General features: G+C 63.8%; 13 protein-coding genes. All 13 read right to left on the reverse strand.

Annotation, left to right across the window (positions count from 1 at the left end):
* Positions 1-25: 25 nt before the first annotated feature.
* Positions 26-664: a dihydroxyacetone kinase subunit DhaL gene (dhaL, locus tag B5M41_RS19450; RefSeq protein WP_134650185.1), complete on the reverse strand. Its 639-nt coding sequence runs from the start codon at positions 662-664 to the stop codon at positions 26-28.
* Positions 665-692: 28 nt separating this feature from the next.
* Positions 693-2810 carry a bifunctional sugar-binding transcriptional regulator/dihydroxyacetone kinase subunit DhaK gene (locus B5M41_RS19455; protein ID WP_134650186.1) on the reverse strand — a complete coding sequence of 706 codons (2118 nt, stop codon included), beginning with the start codon at positions 2808-2810 and terminating at the stop codon, positions 693-695.
* A 139-nt stretch (positions 2811-2949) separates the two neighbouring features.
* On the reverse strand, positions 2950-3591 hold the full coding sequence (gene dhaL, locus B5M41_RS19460) for a dihydroxyacetone kinase subunit DhaL (protein WP_134650187.1): 642 nt from the start codon (positions 3589-3591) through the stop codon (positions 2950-2952).
* 12 nt (positions 3592-3603) lie between these two features.
* Complete coding sequence (locus B5M41_RS19465) at positions 3604-4596, reverse strand: dihydroxyacetone kinase subunit DhaK (protein WP_134650188.1); 993 nt, start codon at positions 4594-4596, stop codon at positions 3604-3606.
* Positions 4597-4607: 11 nt separating this feature from the next.
* Entirely contained in the window at positions 4608-5381 is a 774-nt protein-coding gene (locus B5M41_RS19470; RefSeq protein ID WP_134650189.1) for an SDR family oxidoreductase, read from the reverse strand.
* A 61-nt stretch (positions 5382-5442) separates the two neighbouring features.
* Positions 5443-6429, reverse strand: a complete 987-nt coding sequence (locus tag B5M41_RS19475) for a substrate-binding domain-containing protein (protein ID WP_134650190.1) — start codon at positions 6427-6429, stop codon at positions 5443-5445.
* Between the two features lie 80 nt (positions 6430-6509).
* Positions 6510-7514, reverse strand: a complete 1005-nt coding sequence (locus B5M41_RS19480) for an ABC transporter permease (RefSeq protein ID WP_134650191.1) — start codon at positions 7512-7514, stop codon at positions 6510-6512.
* Between the two features lie 46 nt (positions 7515-7560).
* Positions 7561-9039: a sugar ABC transporter ATP-binding protein gene (locus tag B5M41_RS19485; protein WP_134650192.1), complete on the reverse strand. Its 1479-nt coding sequence runs from the start codon at positions 9037-9039 to the stop codon at positions 7561-7563.
* 221 nt (positions 9040-9260) lie between these two features.
* Positions 9261-9956 (reverse strand): urea ABC transporter ATP-binding subunit UrtE, encoded by a 696-nt coding sequence (gene urtE / locus B5M41_RS19490; protein ID WP_134652321.1) that lies wholly within the window; start codon positions 9954-9956, stop codon positions 9261-9263.
* A 287-nt stretch (positions 9957-10243) separates the two neighbouring features.
* On the reverse strand, positions 10244-11008 hold the full coding sequence (urtD, locus tag B5M41_RS19495; RefSeq protein ID WP_134652323.1) for an urea ABC transporter ATP-binding protein UrtD: 765 nt from the start codon (positions 11006-11008) through the stop codon (positions 10244-10246).
* 5 nt (positions 11009-11013) lie between these two features.
* Positions 11014-12174: an urea ABC transporter permease subunit UrtC gene (gene urtC, locus B5M41_RS19500; RefSeq protein WP_134652326.1), complete on the reverse strand. Its 1161-nt coding sequence runs from the start codon at positions 12172-12174 to the stop codon at positions 11014-11016.
* Positions 12171-13802 carry an urea ABC transporter permease subunit UrtB gene (gene urtB, locus B5M41_RS19505; protein ID WP_134652328.1) on the reverse strand — a complete coding sequence of 544 codons (1632 nt, stop codon included), beginning with the start codon at positions 13800-13802 and terminating at the stop codon, positions 12171-12173. Before urtB ends, urtC begins: the two co-directional genes overlap by 4 nt.
* A 260-nt stretch (positions 13803-14062) precedes the next feature.
* The gene (urtA, locus tag B5M41_RS19510) at positions 14063-15355 is read right to left on the reverse strand and encodes an urea ABC transporter substrate-binding protein (protein ID WP_134652330.1); all 1293 of its coding nucleotides are present in this window, start codon (positions 15353-15355) and stop codon (positions 14063-14065) included.
* Between the last annotated feature and the right edge of the window lie 228 nt (positions 15356-15583).

Raw genomic sequence — 15583 nt, forward strand, 5'->3', positions numbered from 1 at the left:
CTACGCCGGCCCGGCGCTCGCCGCGTCAGGGTTGCAGGCTGGCCATTGCCTTGATGAGGGCTGCTGCGGAGACTGCGCCGGGATCGGCATGGCCGAGCGAGCGCTCGCGCAGGCGCGCGGCGCGGCCCTTGGTCGCGATCATCGTTGCGGTGGCGGCTGCGCCATTTTCCGCAGCGGTCTTCACGGCTTCCCAGAATGCCGGCCGCGACAGGTTGTTGGCGACCGCGACCGTCGCGGCTTCGGCGGCCGGCAGCCAGACATCGAGCATGGTCTTGTCGCCGCGCTGCGCCTTGCCGCGGTCGCGGATCCCCTCGGAAATGGCCGTCAGCATGTCGCGGTAGGCTGGCAGGTCGAGCGTGTCGCGGCCTGAAAGGGCCTGTGCGGCGCGGCGGAAACCGGTTGCATAGAGCGGGCCGGTGGAAGCGCCGACGGCGTCGAGAAAGCCGCTTGCTGCCGTCGACATCACGTCGGAGGGGCTGGCCGTTTCGAGGTTCATGCCGGCCAGCGCCGTCGTCACCGCCTTGAAGCCGATGGACATGGTAATGCCGTGGTCGCCATCGCCGATGGCGCCGTCGAGTTCGGAGAGATGATCCTTCTCCGCCTCGATCACCTCGGACATCCGTTCGAACATCCGGGCGAGCGTCCGCGCCGCAGTTTCCGACATGTCTTCCTCCCCATTGGGCAAAACGGCCTCAGCCGCGCGCCGCCCCGTTCGTTTCATGCCCCTCGATCGTCAGGATCGCCGTCCGGCACGGATGGTACAAAAGCTCGGTCAGCTGGCGGTCGAGATGCAGGATCGAGATGGAGGCGCCCACCATGTCCAGCGAGGTGCAGTAGTGCCCGACCCAGTTGGCCTCGATCTCGATATTCTTGGCGGCGAGCCGCTGCTCCACCCGGCGATAAAGGATGTACAGCTCCATCAGCGGCGTGGCGCCGAAGGAGTTGACGAGAACCGCCACCTTGTCGCCCGCCTCCGCCTTCATCTCCTTGAAGATGTTGTCCATGATCGCATCGACGATCTCGTCGGCGGTGCGCAGCCGCTCGCGCGACACGCCGGGCTCGCCATGGATTCCCATGCCGAGCTCCATGTCGTCAGGGCCGATCTCGAAATTGTGCCGACGTGTCTGCGGCATCGAGCAGGATTCGAGCGCCACGCCCACCGTATAGGTACGGTCGTTCGCCTTGCGGGTGATTGCCTCGCATTCGTCGAGCGTCAGGCCGCGGTCGCAGGCCGCGCCGGCGATCTTGAAGACGAAGAAATTGCCGGCCACGCCGCGGCGTCCCTCCTTGTCCTCGACGGGCGACGAGGCGATGTCGTCGGTCGTCAGCACCGTGCGGATCGGTATGCCCTGTTCTTCCGCAAGCTCGGCGGCCATCTCGAAATTCATCACGTCGCCGGCATAGTTGCCGTAGACGAAAAGCACGCCCGCGCCGCCGGAAGCCGCGACCGCGCATTTGACGATCGGATCGGGTGGCGGCGAGGAGAAGATATTGCCGAGCGCAACCGCATCCGCCAGCCCCTTGCCGACATAACCGACGAAGCAGGGCTCGTGCCCCGTGCCGCCGCCGATGACGAGGCCGACCTTTCCCGGACGCGGGCCGTTGCGCGCGACGAGCGCCCGGCGGGATGTGCCCACGGTCTCAATGTAAGGCCTGTGCGCGGCGATCAGTCCGTCCAGCATTTCCTCGACGACATCGTTGGGATTGTTGAGGAATTTCTTGACATGGGTGCGGTAGCTGTTGGCGACCGGCACGCTTCTCTGCCGCTGCGAGAGCTTTCCGTCGAGGCTGGTGACGCCGTCGGCGCGCAGGATGCCGGCGCCGGTTGCCGCATCCGTCACCAGCACGTTGACATAACCGCCGCGCAGCGCAGCCAGCAGCGCGGGAACCTTGTCGAAACCGCCGGCAATGGCGATACGGGTGGGAATGTCGCGCAGCATGTCGAGCGAGATGCCGATGGTTCGGTCGTCCAGCGGGCCCGCGACGGGGCGGCCGCGCTCATCGATGAAGCGGCCTGCCAACACGCCTGCGGCGCCTTTGGCGAGGTAGTGCTGCAAGGGCACGGTTTCGAAGAAACCGCTGGTGTGGATGGTCGAGTTGGGACGCAGCGATGCGATGCCGAAGACGACGCGGTTGGCGCGCGCCAGCGTTTCGAACTGTTCGCGGATCAGCGGTTCGGCCAGAAGCATGTCGTGCATCTGCGCGGAGCCGACGATGGCCGGTGCGGTAATGTTGACGCAGCGCGCGGAGATGGCGCGGGCAACGGCGGCGGCAGTAAGTTCGGGCGTGTAGGCGAAGCTTGCGGTCGTGCCACCGGTCGCCTGCACGACGGTCACGTCCTGCAACGGGCCCGTCTGCAAATGCTCGCCGACCGACAGGATCGTGCGGCCCCAGGCGACGGCGAGCGTGTCGCCGGACTTGATCATCTTGGAAAGCGCCTGAGCACCGGCCGCGCCGAGCCTGCCGATCAGCGGGCGCGTATCGTCGTCATTGGGCACGACGAGGCAGTCGGCCAGACCGAAATGGCGTTTCAGTTCCTGCGCGATGGTGAGTGAGGCGAGACGCGCGGGCTCGATGGAAATGTTGACGATGCCCTTTTCGCGGGCCTCGGCGAGGTAGCTGTTCACGGTCGCGCGCGACACGCCCATCGCCTCGGCGATCTCGCCCTGCGTCATGCCGTCTTCGTAATAGAGCCAGCAGGCCCAGACGTAGGGGTCGTCGCCATAGCGCAGGGGAATGGTGTCGAGACCGTCCGCGCCATTCGTGCGGCCGGCGACACCCTTGCGCGACGCGGAAGTCTTCAATGCCATCGGTTTCGCCGGTCCCCCGTTATGGCGGCGAAGATGAAAGCAACGCCGCCGGTTTGCAACATGCTTCGGCAAAAAAGCGGTGCGCGACCCGCCATGGAGGACAGGCCGCGCATCCCGGGAGGAACCTCAGTGCCGGCTATCAGGCGAGACGGGCGCGCGCGCCGTCGGACAATTCCTTGAGCAGGATGGCGCAGGACGTCGCGCCCGCATCCAGCACGCCGCGCGAACGTTCGCCCAACCGGCTGGCGCGGCCGATCTTCGCCACAAGGTCGATCGTCGAATCGCGGCCTTTTTCCGCGGCGGCGACAAGGTCCTCCAGCGCGGCGCCGAACGGTTTGCTCTCGGCCGTTGCCGTGTCGAAGGCTTCGACCGCGGGCACGAGCGTGTCGAGCAGCGTCTTGTCGCCCACCTTGGCCGAGCCGATGGACTGGATGCCGGCGAGGCCCGCATGCAGCATCTTGCTAAAGGCTGCGGCGTCGATTTTCTCCACCCCCTCGATCGTTTCGGCGAATTCCGTGAACATGACGCCGTAGAGCGGGCCCATGGAGCCGCCGATCTCCGTCATCAGCACCGTGCCGAGCGTATCCAGCGAACTGGAAAGCGAGGCGTCCGTGCCTTTCAGGCGCTCGGCCGCCATGCCGAAACCCTTGGCCATGTTCACGCCGTGGTCGCCATCGCCGATCTTGCCGTCGATTTCACTGAGATAGGCGCGGTTCTCGATGATCCGCTCGGCCATCGACAGCACGATGGCGCCGGAAGAGGCATTGTCGAAAGTCTGCATGGGCGTCCTCCGTTACAGGATGATCGTGCAACGCGCCTCGACATCGAGCAGCGTCTTCAGTTCATCGTCGAGCGCCATGACGGTCAGCGTCGCGCCGACCATTTCCAGCGAAGTGAAATAGTTGCCGATCCAGGTCTTGCGGATCTTCAGCCCGCGGGCGGAAATCTCGCTCTCGATCGTGTCGTTTAGGATATAGAGCTCGTTCAGCGGCGTGGCGCCGAGGCCAGAGACCAGCACGGCCACCTCGGTGCCCGCGGGCAGGTTGTGATCGTCGAGCACGATCTTCACCATGTCCCTTGCGACCTCTTCGGCGGTCTTGAGCTTTTCGACGCGCACACCCGGCTCGCCGTGGTGGCCGATCCCGACCTCCATCGTGCCCGGTTCGATCTGGAAATTCGGATGGCCGACGGCGGGCAGGGTACAGGGGCCGAGGCCGACGCCGATCGAACGGCAATTGTCGATGGCTTTCTGCGCGGTGGCGCGGACCTCTTCGAGGCTTGCGCCGGTCGCGGCCTTCGCGCCGCCCATCTTCCACATGAAGATCTCGCCGGCCACGCCGCGGCGCTTTTCGCGCTCCTCAGGCGGGGCGGAGCAGACGTCGTCGTTGGCGACGACGGTCGCGACCTCGATCCCGTCCTTGGCGGCGAGCTTCATCGCCATCTTCACGTTCATGTTGTCGCCGGCATAGTTGCCGTAGAGCACGACGACGCCCTTGCCCGCATTGGCTTCGCGGATGGCGTCATGGAAGCTCTTGGCGGTCGGCGACGAGAAGAGTTCGCCGACGGCGACGGCATCCAGCATGTTCTTGCCGGTATAGCCGATGAAGGCCGGCTCGTGGCCCGAACCGCCGCCCGTGACAACGCCGACCTTGCCGGCAACGGGGGCATCCTTCGCCACCACGACGCGCGGGTTGTCTGCAAGGCGAACGATATCGGAATGGGCTTTCACGAAGCCTTTGACGGTGTCCTCGACCACCAGATCCGGGTCGTTGATGAAACGCTGCATCGCAAATCCTCTTACAGAATGGTGTAGCCGCCGTCGATCAGGAGATCGGCGCCATTGATCATGTCGGCGCCCGGCGAGGCCAGGAACACGGCGGCGGCGGCGATCTCCTCAGGGAAGGCGAAACGGCCGTTCGGTATGCGCTTCTTGGCGTTCTCGCCCTTCTCGCCGGCCCAGGCCTGCTTGCCGAGCTCGGTGAGGACGATGGTGGGGGAAATCGTGTTGACGGTGATGGAGTGCTTGCCCCATTCGGCGGCGAAGGTCTTGGACATCCCGATCACGCCGAACTTGGAGGCACAATAGGCGACATGCTCCTCGATGGCGACCGTGCCGGCCTGCGAGGCGAGGTTGACGATCTTGCCACCCTTGCCGGCAGCGATCATGGCGCGGCCCACCGCCTGGGTGACCAGGAAGGAGCCCTTGAGATTGATGTCGATCGTCCGGTCCCACTGGGCAAGCGTCAGGTCTTCGGCGGGCGCGAGCGCCACGATGCCCGCGCTGTTGACCGCGATATCGATGCTGCCGAAGGCAGCGACCACGTCGGAAACGGCCTTCTCGACGGAGGCAGGGTTGGAGACATCGCAGACGAAGGCCTTCGCCGCGCCGCCCAGCTCTTCCGCTTTCTTCTGTGCGACATCGGCATTGATGTCGAGCACGGCGACCTTCGCACCCTTGGCGGCGAAGGCAGACGCGATGGCGGAGCCGATGCCGGACGCGCCGCCGGTGACCAGCGCGACCTTGCCGTCGAGCGGGAAGTTGAGATCGATCTTGGGAGGTGTGTCGGTCATCGGTTCAGCCTTCGAGAGATTTGGAGGGCGGGGCGGCGACCAGGCCGCCCCGCGGATCAATTTACTTGCGCATTTCCAGGAGCTTGTCGACGTTCTCGGCCGTGACCGGCGTCCACGGAACATTGTATTCCTTGTCCTTGCCGTCGTTGAACGGCATGTCCGGATACTGTGCCCAGATATCGGATTCCGGCTTGTAGTCGCCCTTCCTGGCGTGGAAGATGGCCAGGTCGAGCGCGCCCTGTGCCTGTGCGCGGGCGTCCTGGAGGATCGAGGTCATCGTGCCTTCCTTGACGGCCGTCAGCGCATCGGTGATGCCGTCGATACCGGCAATGGCGAAGTCGTCCGTCTTCAGGCCGGCCGACTTGATCGCCTCGATTGCGCCGAGCGCCATCTCGTCGTTCTGGCCGATGACGCCGTTGATCTGGCCGGAATGCGAGGTCAGCCAGTTCTCCATCAGCGTCTGGGCTTCGGCGCGCGACCAGTTGGCGGTCTGTTGCTCCAGCACCTTCACGTCCGGGCACTCGGCAAGCGCCTTCTTGTTGCCTTCCAGGCGCGAGATCTGCGCCGACTGGCCGATGGGGCCTTCCAGAATCACGACATTGCCCTTGCAGCCGATCTTGTCGAGCACGGCCTTGGCTTCCATGTAGCCCGAGATCGTGTCGTCGGAGCCGACATAGGAGGCGAGAAGGTCGGAGTTCACCCGGGTGTTGGAGCCGACCACCGGAATGCCGGCGTCATGCGCGGCCTGTACGGCGGTGGCGCCGGCCTCGATGTCGATCGGCACGAAGATGATCGCGTTGAACTTCTGCGTGATCATCGTGTTGAACTGTTCCTGCTGGACCAGCGCGTCGTAGCGGCCGTCGAAGACGGTCAGTTCGACTTCGCCGCTCTTGACGGCCGGATGCTGCTCCAGCGCCGCCGACCAGATCTGCATGAATTCAGCGTTCAGGCCGTAAGGCGCCGCGCCGATCTTCAGCTTCTCCTGAGCGAAAGCGGACGAGGCGAGCAGCACCGTCGCCGAGGCGAGTGCGATCATCAGTTTCTTCATGTCATTCTCCTCCTTTGAGAATTGCGGCCGCCCTCCGGCGTACCGTTCCGTGCACGGGCACCGGGCCCGGTTTTGGGGGGCTAGAGGCCCTGATTTCGCTTCTGGTCGAGCATCACGGCGCCGACGATGAGGGCGCCCTTGAGGACCTGCTGGTAGTAGGATTGGATGCCCATCAGATCGAGGCCGTTGTTCATGACGCCGATGATGAGCGCGCCGATCAGTGTGCCCGTCACCCGGCCCACGCCTCCAGAAAGGCTGGTGCCGCCAATGACGACAGCCGCGATGGCATCGAGTTCATAGGCGATGCCGGCCTGTGGAAGGGCCGAACCCGTGCGAGCCGAGAGGATCATGCCGGCAAGGCCCGACAGCGCCCCCGAAATGACATAGACCATGAAGCGGATGCGGCTGACATTGAGGCCCGAGGTCTTGGCCGCATGCGGATTGCCGCCGACAGCGTAGATGTAGCGGCCGAAGCGCGTGCGCGTCAGCACCCACCAGGAAATGCCGAAGACCAGCGCCAGCAGGATGACCGGCATGGGAATGCCGAGGATATTGCCCGTGCCGATCCAGCGGAATTCGGCACTCAGGCCTGGCACCGGCCGGCCGCCGCCATAGATCAGCGTGGCGCCGCGCGCCGCCGACAGCATGCCGAGCGTCGCCACGAAGGCGGGAACGGAGAAGCGCGAGACGATGAGGCCGACCACCGCGCCGCAGGCGACGCCGACCAGGATGCCGGCAGCCAGCGCCAAGGCCATCGGATAAGGTGCCCCGGCGATGCCGGCGGTTGCCGAGCTTGTCACGAAACTCGCGCTGACCATGCCGGCCAGCGCCACGACGGAGCCGACCGAAAGGTCGATGCCGCGCGTCAGGATGACGAAGGTCATGCCGATGGCGAGGATGCCGTTGATCGACGTCTGAAGCAGCACGTTGGAAATGTTGCCGGGCGTCAGGAAGAACTCGTTCGAGACGGAGAGAATAGCCACAAGCAGCAGGAAGGCGAGAAAGATGCCGTATTCCTGCACGATCAGCCTGCGGCGATCGGAGTTCAGCCAGTTTCCGGCGGGCTTGTTTTCGATGCTGGACACGGTCTTACCTCTTGTCACGCGGTTTTTGTTCGGGCCTTGGCACGGGTCAGGTCGACAGATGCACGAGCGTCTGGGCGTCCGTTTCCTGCCTGTTGCGGATGCCGGCCGACCGGCCCGCGCGCATCACGAGAATGCGGTCGGACATGCCCAGGATTTCGTCGATTTCGGACGAGATCATCACGACCGTGCCGCCTGCGGCGGCGAAATCGCAGATGATGCGGTAGATTTCGCGCTTGGCGCCGACATCCACGCCGCGGGTCGGCTCATCCAGCAGCAGCACGCGCGGCTGGCGCAAAAACCACTTGCCGAGCACGACCTTCTGCTGGTTGCCACCCGACAGGCCTGAAACGGGCATCGTGTCGCGCGCCGCCTTGATGGCGAAGCGGTCGATCATGTCGGCGCTGGCCGCCTGTTCCTCGCTCCTGCGCATCACGAAGGCCGGGCTCATTTCCGGCAGGCTGGCGAGGCAGATATTGTTGCGCACGCTGTCGGAGAGGTTGAGGCCCGTGACCTTGCGATCCTCGGTCACGAAGGCGATACCTTCGGCCATGGCGTCGGACGGCTGGCGAATGGTGACGGCCTTGCCTTCGATGCGGATGTCGCCGGCCGACGGATTGTCCATGCCGAACAGGCAGTTGAAGATTTCCGTGCGGCCGGAGCCCATCAGGCCGTAGATGCCGAAAATCTCGCCTTTGCGCACCGTAAACGAGATGTCCTCGATCTTGCCGGGGGCCGACAGGCCGGACACTTCCAGGCCTGAAACGTCGGTCGGTGTATTGGTCTTGATATATTCCTCGCCCAGTTCGCGGCCGACGATCATTCGGATGAGGCCGGGCCGGTCGATATCGGCAAGCTTGCCTGCGCCGACGAAGCCGCCGTCGCGAAAGACGGTGTAGCTGTCGGCGATCTGGAAGATTTCCGAGAGGCGGTGGGAGACGTAGACGATGCCCTTGCCTTCGGCCTTCAGGCGCTTGATGGCGGAGAAAAGGTGCTGGGCCTCCTTCTCGCCGATGGCCGAGGTCGGCTCGTCCATGAAGATGACATCCGCCTCGTGGCTCAGCGCCTTGGCAATCTCCACGAGCTGCATCTGCGCCACCGAGAGGTTCATCATGTATTGCGTGGCTAAGATACTGAATTCGAGCCGATCGAGCAGCGCTTGCGCATTGCGGTTCATGGTCTTGAAATCGATTCCGCCGAAGCGGGCGGACGGCTCACGGCCAAGGTAGATGTTTTCCGCCACCGTCATGTGCGGGACCGGGCTCAACTCCTGCTCGATGATGGCAATGCCGGAGCGCAGCGCTTCTGCGGGGTTGGCGAATTCCACCGGATTGCCGCGATGCAGGATCGTGCCGCCATCACGCTTGTGGATGCCCATGAGAATGGAGAGGAAGGTCGACTTGCCGGCGCCGTTGCCGCCGCACAGCGCGTGCACCGAGCCGGCTTCGAGCTCGAACCGGCCGTCACGAAGCGCGGCAACGCCGCCGAAGGACTTTCTCAGTCCTTCCACTTTCAGAAGTGGCTGCATGCATTCCTCCCGGCATTTCGCACGATGCTCTCCCATCGCGTTTTACAAAATAAGATCGTCCGTCGACAAATGTCAACGATGGTTCTGACAAATTTCTAACAGTGTCTGTCATTTGTAAAACGTGCGATGATGATGTGCGCAGGAAAGCCGTGAACACAAACGACCCGCCGCTGAAGCAGCGGCGGGTTCGGGGATGTCGTGCCTGTGGATTGAAGTCCGCGTCAGACCGTGAGGTGCTGTCGCGCCTCTTGCGTATCGAGCGTCTCGGCCGCGCCCTCGTGCACGATCTCACCGCGATCCATGATGTAGACGTGGTCGGCGAGTTCGCGGCAGAAATCGAGATATTGCTCGACCAGCAGGATGGCCATGCCCGTCGAGTCGCGCAGGTAGCGGATCGCCCGGCCGATATCCTTGATGATGGAGGGCTGGATGCCCTCCGTCGGTTCATCGAGGACGAGGATCTTGGGCCGTGTCACCAGCGCCCGGCCGATGGCGAGTTGCTGTTGCTGGCCGCCGGAGAGATCCCCGCCGCGCCGGCCGAGCATGGCGTGCAGCACCGGGAAGAGGCTGAAGATCTCGTTGGGGATGAAACGCTCCGAGCGCTTCAGCGGTGCATAGCCGGATTCGAGATTCTCCTTCACGGTCAGCAGCGGAAAGATCTCGCGGCCCTGCGGCACGTAGCCGATGCCCTGCTTGGCACGATTATAGGGCGCCATGCCGTCGAGCTTGACGTCGTTGAACCCGATGGAGCCGCCCGAAAGCGGATGCTGGCCGGTGATGGCGCGCAACAGGCTTGACTTTCCCACGCCGTTTCGCCCGAGCACGCAGGTGATCTTGCCCATCTCCGCGGTCAGCGAGACCCCGCGCAGCGCCTGCGCCGCGCCATAGTGGAGGTCGACTTTTTCGACGTTCAGCATGGAAAATCTCCGCAGGACGATGCCGCACTCCCTTCTCCCCCACGGGGAGAAGGTGACCCGAAGGGTCGGATGAGGGGGTGGCACGATTGGATCATGTCAATCATTTCCGCCTCAGACCTCCCCCTCATCCGCCTGCCGGCACCTTCTCCCCCCGGGGGAGAAGGGGATCGTGGCGATGATTGCATTCCAGAGGGGCTTGCCCTTGCCCTCAAGAGGGGAGATGCCCGGCAGGGCGGAGGGGGGTATCGCTGCGGCGAATTCCAACGACGAAAATACCGAATACACCCTCATCTCCCCAGATAGTTCTCGATCACCTTCGGATCGGCGCTGACGAAATCGATGGAGCCTTCGGCCAGGACGGAGCCTTCGGCCAGGCATGTCACCTTCACGCCGAGATCGCGGATGAAACCCATGTCGTGTTCGACCACCACCACCGAGCGGGTCTTGGCGATCTCCTTCAAAAGGAGCGCCGTTTCCGTCGTCTCCGCATCCGTCATGCCGGCGACGGGCTCGTCGACCAGAAGCAGTTCCGGCTCCTGCGCCAAGAGCATGCCGATCTCCAGCCATTGCTTCTGGCCGTGGCTGAGATTGGCGGCATAGTCGTCCTTGCGGTTGGTGAGACGCACGGTGGAGAGGATTTCCTCGATGCGCTCCTTGTCCTCGGCCGTCAAGCGATAGAACAGCGTCGAGAAGACGCCGCGCTTGCGGTTGAGCGCCAGTTCCAGATTGTCCCAGACCGTATGGCTTTCGAACACCGTCGGCTTCTGGAACTTGCGGCCGATGCCGAGCTGGGCGATCTCCGCCTCGTCCTTCTGGGTGAGATCGACCGTGCCCTTGAAGAAGACCTCGCCCGAGTCCGGTCGTGTCTTGCCGGTGATGATGTCCATCATGGTCGTCTTGCCCGCGCCGTTCGGGCCGATGATGGCGCGCAGTTCGCCGGGCTCGATGACGAAGGAGAGCGAATTCAGCGCCTTGAAGCCATCGAAGGAAACGGAGACGCCGTCGAGATAGAGGATACTGGTGGGCTTCGCATTGCTTGCGAGCGTGTTCATGGCCGTTACTCCGCCGCTTGGGGTTCTGCTGCAATGGCGCGTGCCGCCTCGGCCTGGCGGACCTTGCGGTATTCGCGCCGCCGCTCGATGACCTGCCGCGCGGTGCCGACGATGCCCCTGGGCAGGAACAGTGTGACGACAACGAACAGGCCGCCGAGAGCGAAGAGCCAGAATTCCGGGAAGGCGGCCGTGAAGATGCTCTTGCCGCCATTGACGAGGATCGCGCCGACGATGGGGCCGATCAGCGTGCCGCGTCCCCCGACCGCCGTCCAGATGACGACCTCGATGGAATTGGCCGGCTCGAACTCGCCCGGATTGATGATGCCGACCTGCGGCACATAGAGCGCGCCAGCGACGCCTGCCATCATGGCCGAGACCGTGAAGGCGAAGAGCTTCATGTGCTCCACACGATAGCCGAGGAAACGGGTGCGGCTTTCCGCATCGCGCACGCCGATGAGGACCTTGCCGTATTTCGAGCGCACGATGCCGGATGTGATGACCAGCGAGAGGGCCAGTGCGATGGCCGAGGCGGCAAAGAGCGCCGAGCGCGTGCCGTTCGACTGGATGTTGAAGCCGAGAATATCCTTGAAGTCGGTGAGGCCGTTGTTGCCGCCGAAGCCCATGTCGTTGCGGAAGAAGGCAAGCAGCAGGGCAAACGTCATCGCCTGGGTGATGATGGAGAGATAGACGCCATTGACGCGCGAGCGGAAGGCGAACCATCCGAAGACGAAGCCAAGCAGGCCCGGCACGAGCACCGCCATCAGGGCTGCGAACCAGAACATGTCGAAGCCGTACCAGAACCAGGGCAGCTCTTTCCAGTTAAGGAACACCATGAAATCCGGCAGCAGCGGATTGCCGTAGGAGCCGCGCGCGCCGATCTGGCGCATCAGGTACATGCCCATCGCATAACCGCCGAGCGCGAAAAAGGCGGCGTGGCCGAGCGAAAGGATGCCGCAGAAACCCCAGACCAGATCGAGCGCCAGCGCCAGCAGCGCATAGGTAAGGTATTTCCCGACCAGCGACACGATATAGGTGGGAATGTGCAGCGGGTGGTCCGGCGCCGTCATGAGGTTGAGGGCGGGAACAAGGGCCGCGATCACCAGCAGCAGTGCCGTGACCCAGACGATGTTGCGGTCGAGCGCCTTGAGGACAAATGAGGTGATCATGCTTCCACCGCCCTTCCCTTGAGTGCGAAGAGCCCGCGTGGCCGCTTCTGGATGAAGAGGATGATCAGCACGAGCACGAGGATCTTGCCGAGCACTGCGCCCGCATAGGGCTCGAGGAACTTGTTGAGGATGCCGAGCGTGAAGGCGCCGACAAGCGTTCCCCACAGGTTACCCACGCCACCGAAGACCACGACCATGAAACTGTCGATGATGTAGCCCTGTCCGAGATTGGGCGAGACATTGTCGATCTGGCTGAGCGCGACCCCGGCAATGCCGGCGATGCCGGAGCCAAGCGCGAAGGTGAGGGCATCCACCCAGGGCGTCCTGATGCCCATGGAAGAGGCCATGCGGCGGTTCTGCGTAACGGCGCGCATCTGCAGGCCCATCGGCGTCCTCTTGAGCAGGAACAGGAGAAAGGCGAACACGGCAAGCGAGAAGACGATGATCCACATGCGGTTCCAGGTGATCGTCATGCCGCCGAGGTCGAACGCGCCGGACATCCAGGACGGATTGCCGACTTCCTGGTTGGTCGGCCCGAAGATCGAGCGCACGGCTTGCTGGAGGATCAGCGATACGCCCCAGGTTGCCAGCAGCGTTTCGAGCGGCCGGCCATAAAGGAAGCGGATGATGCCGCGCTCGATGGCGAGGCCGACCACGCCTGTGACAAGAAAGGCGAGCGGCAGCGCGATGGCCAGCGACCAGTCGAACAGGCCTGGGAAAGACGTGCGGATGATCTGCTGGACCACAAAGGTGGTGTAGGCGCCGAGCATCACCATCTCGCCATGCGCCATGTTGATGATGCCCATCACGCCGAAGGTGATGGCAAGACCGATGGCCGCCAGGAGCAGGACGGAACCGAGCGACAGGCCGTACCAGACGTTCTGCCCGGCGGCCCACAGTGCCTGCCGGTCCTCGATCTTTGTGATGCCGGCCTCGATATCGGGGCGAAGGCTCTCGTCGGCCGTGGCCAGTGCTGCGGAGAGCAGCGAGAGCGAGTCGCGCCCGCCGGTCTCGACCACCGTCGCGACCGCCGCCTTCTTCTCGTCCACCGGTCGGTCGGAAACGAGTACGGACGCAGCGCGGGCCTTTTCGAGCACGGCGCGGACTGTGCCGTCCGTCTCGGCGGCGAGCGCGGCATCGAGGCCGTCGAGCGCGTCGGCCGAGGGGGTGCGCAAAATGGTGTTTGCCGCCTGGAGACGCACGCCCGTATCGGGGCTCATCAGCGTCAGGCCGCCGAGCGCCGCGCGGATGGTGCGACGCAGGCCGTTGTTGACCTTGATCTTTTCCAGTGCGGCCTTTGCCTCTTCGCCGGCCGCATCGCCGGTGACGGCGTCGATCAGCGTGAAATTGGAACCGGCCGGCTTGACGATGAAGACCGTGCCATCGGCCTTGCGCTGATAGAGATCGCCCTCCGAGAGCGCTTCCAGCGCCGGGACGATCCTGGGATCACCGGTCTTTGCCAGTGCTTCCACCTGTTTCTGGTTCTGCTGGAAGTTGCCACCGCCCAGTGCGTTGACCATGGTGCGAAGATCGTCGGCCGCCCTCAGATCGGTCGCAAGCAGCGTCACCGTCAGGCAGAATGCGACGAGCAGGCATTGCAGGAAGCGATGGATGAGCCGCGCGTGCATGTCACGTCCTCGGTGAGTGAAAGATGGAGCATCCCGACGGGACGGGATGATGATTTCGTTGGAAGGCGAGAGGCCCCCTCATCCGCCTGCCGGCACCTTCTCCCGAGGGGAGAAGGGGTGAAACCGATACGCTGGCGGTTCCGGCGAGGCGAATGAAGAAAAAAAACGAGCGTTTGCCGTCCTTGCCTTCTCCCCAGCGGGGAGAAGGTGGCCCGAAGGGCCGGATGAGGGGGTATCGCTGCCCCGCTCATCCTTTCAGGTCACGAACCCTTGCCGCCGCACTTGCCGGTGGCGACGTTGAAGTTGCCGCATTCCATGGGCTTGCGCCAATCGGCGATCAGGTCCTTGGAGTCGGGCAGGAAGTCCGACCATTCGTCGCCCACGACGAGGCCGGGCGTTTCCCACACTGTCTCGAACTGACCGTCGGTCTGGATTTCGCCGATCAGAACCGGCTTGGTGATGTGGTGGTTCGGCATCATGGTGGAGTAGCCGCCCGAAAGGTTCGGCACGGAAACGCCGATCATCGCGTCGAGCACGGCATCCGTATCGGTGGTGCCAGCCTTCTCGACGGCCTTCAGCCACATGTTGAAGCCGATGTAATGGGCTTCCATCGGGTCGTTGGTGACGCGCTTGTCGTTCTTCGTGAAGGCCTGCCACGTCTTGATGAACTCGGCATTCGCCGGGTTGTCGACGGACTGGAAGTAGTTCCAGGCCGCGAGGTGGCCGACGAGCGGGCCGGTGTCGAGGCCTGCGAGTTCTTCCTCGCCCACGGAGAAGGCGACGACAGGGATATCTTCAGCCTTGACGCCCTGGTTGCCGAGTTCCTTGTAGAAGGGAACATTGGCGTCACCATTGATGGTCGAGACGACGGCGGTCTTCTTTCCGGCCGAACCGAACTTCTTGATGTCGGAGACGATCGTCTGCCAGTCGGAATGACCGAAAGGCGTGTAGTTGATCATGATGTCCTCGGCGGCCACACCCTTTGACTTCAGGTAGGCTTCGAGGATCTTGTTGGTCGTGCGCGGATAGACGTAGTCGGTGCCGGCAAGCACCCAGCGCTCGACGCCTTCGTTCGCCATCAGGTAATCGACGGCGGGGATGGCCTGCTGGTTCGGTGCCGCACCGGTGTAGAACACGTTGCGCTGGCTTTCCTCGCCCTCGTACTGGACGGGGTAGAAGAGGATCGAGTTCAGCTCTTCGAAGACGGGAAGCACGGACTTGCGCGACACCGAGGTCCAGCAACCGAAGACAGCCGATACCTTGTCAACGGAGATGAGTTCACGGGCCTTTTCGGCAAAGAGCGGCCAGTCGGAGGCAGGGTCGACCACGACGGCCTCGAGCTTCTTGCCCAGAAGGCCGCCCTTCTTGTTCTGCTCATCGATAAGCATCAGCATGGCGTCCTTGAGCGTCGTCTCGGAAATCGCCATGGTGCCGGAAAGCGAATGCAGGATGCCGACCTTGATGGTGTCGTCGGCCGCGAATGCGCCATGGAAGGCCGTTGTGGAAAGAATGGCTGCGAGCAATGCGCCAGTGGCGCGCCTCTTGATGGACATGGTCTGAACCCCTCTGTTCGTTTGACCGCAACGGGGCGGATTGGTTGTTTTTGGCCGTTGCTGCGGGGACTATCCGACAGGCATGCTGCGCTGCACATACGTCATATTGCGTAGAAGGCAGGGGTAAGCGGGAAGCTTTTGCGGCGGCGCACCAATTTCAGGGCCGGCGCATCTGTGTTAGGAACATTGCCAGACGGCCGACAAACGGCCCAGGGGACAGCAGCACAC

The sequence above is a fragment of the Shinella sumterensis genome (genome assembly GCF_004514425.2).
Classification (GTDB): domain Bacteria; phylum Pseudomonadota; class Alphaproteobacteria; order Rhizobiales; family Rhizobiaceae; genus Shinella; species Shinella sumterensis.

What these genes read in the sequence shown, in the direction of transcription:
- urtC (WP_134652326.1), bottom strand. Translation starts at nt 12,174, where the DNA reads ATGATCACCTCATTTGTCCTCAAGGCGCTCGACCGCAACATCGTCTGG.
- urtB (WP_134652328.1), bottom strand. Translation starts at nt 13,802, where the DNA reads ATGCACGCGCGGCTCATCCATCGCTTCCTGCAATGCCTGCTCGTCGCA.
- urtD (WP_134652323.1), bottom strand. Translation starts at nt 11,008, where the DNA reads ATGAACACGCTCGCAAGCAATGCGAAGCCCACCAGTATCCTCTATCTC.
- urtA (WP_134652330.1), bottom strand. Translation starts at nt 15,355, where the DNA reads ATGTCCATCAAGAGGCGCGCCACTGGCGCATTGCTCGCAGCCATTCTT.
- B5M41_RS19465 (WP_134650188.1), bottom strand. Translation starts at nt 4,596, where the DNA reads ATGCAGCGTTTCATCAACGACCCGGATCTGGTGGTCGAGGACACCGTC.
- B5M41_RS19485 (WP_134650192.1), bottom strand. Translation starts at nt 9,039, where the DNA reads ATGCAGCCACTTCTGAAAGTGGAAGGACTGAGAAAGTCCTTCGGCGGC.
- B5M41_RS19470 (WP_134650189.1), bottom strand. Translation starts at nt 5,381, where the DNA reads ATGACCGACACACCTCCCAAGATCGATCTCAACTTCCCGCTCGACGGC.
- dhaL (WP_134650187.1), bottom strand. Translation starts at nt 3,591, where the DNA reads ATGCAGACTTTCGACAATGCCTCTTCCGGCGCCATCGTGCTGTCGATG.
- B5M41_RS19475 (WP_134650190.1), bottom strand. Translation starts at nt 6,429, where the DNA reads ATGAAGAAACTGATGATCGCACTCGCCTCGGCGACGGTGCTGCTCGCC.
- B5M41_RS19455 (WP_134650186.1), bottom strand. Translation starts at nt 2,810, where the DNA reads ATGGCATTGAAGACTTCCGCGTCGCGCAAGGGTGTCGCCGGCCGCACG.
- urtE (WP_134652321.1), bottom strand. Translation starts at nt 9,956, where the DNA reads ATGCTGAACGTCGAAAAAGTCGACCTCCACTATGGCGCGGCGCAGGCG.
- dhaL (WP_134650185.1), bottom strand. Translation starts at nt 664, where the DNA reads ATGTCGGAAACTGCGGCGCGGACGCTCGCCCGGATGTTCGAACGGATG.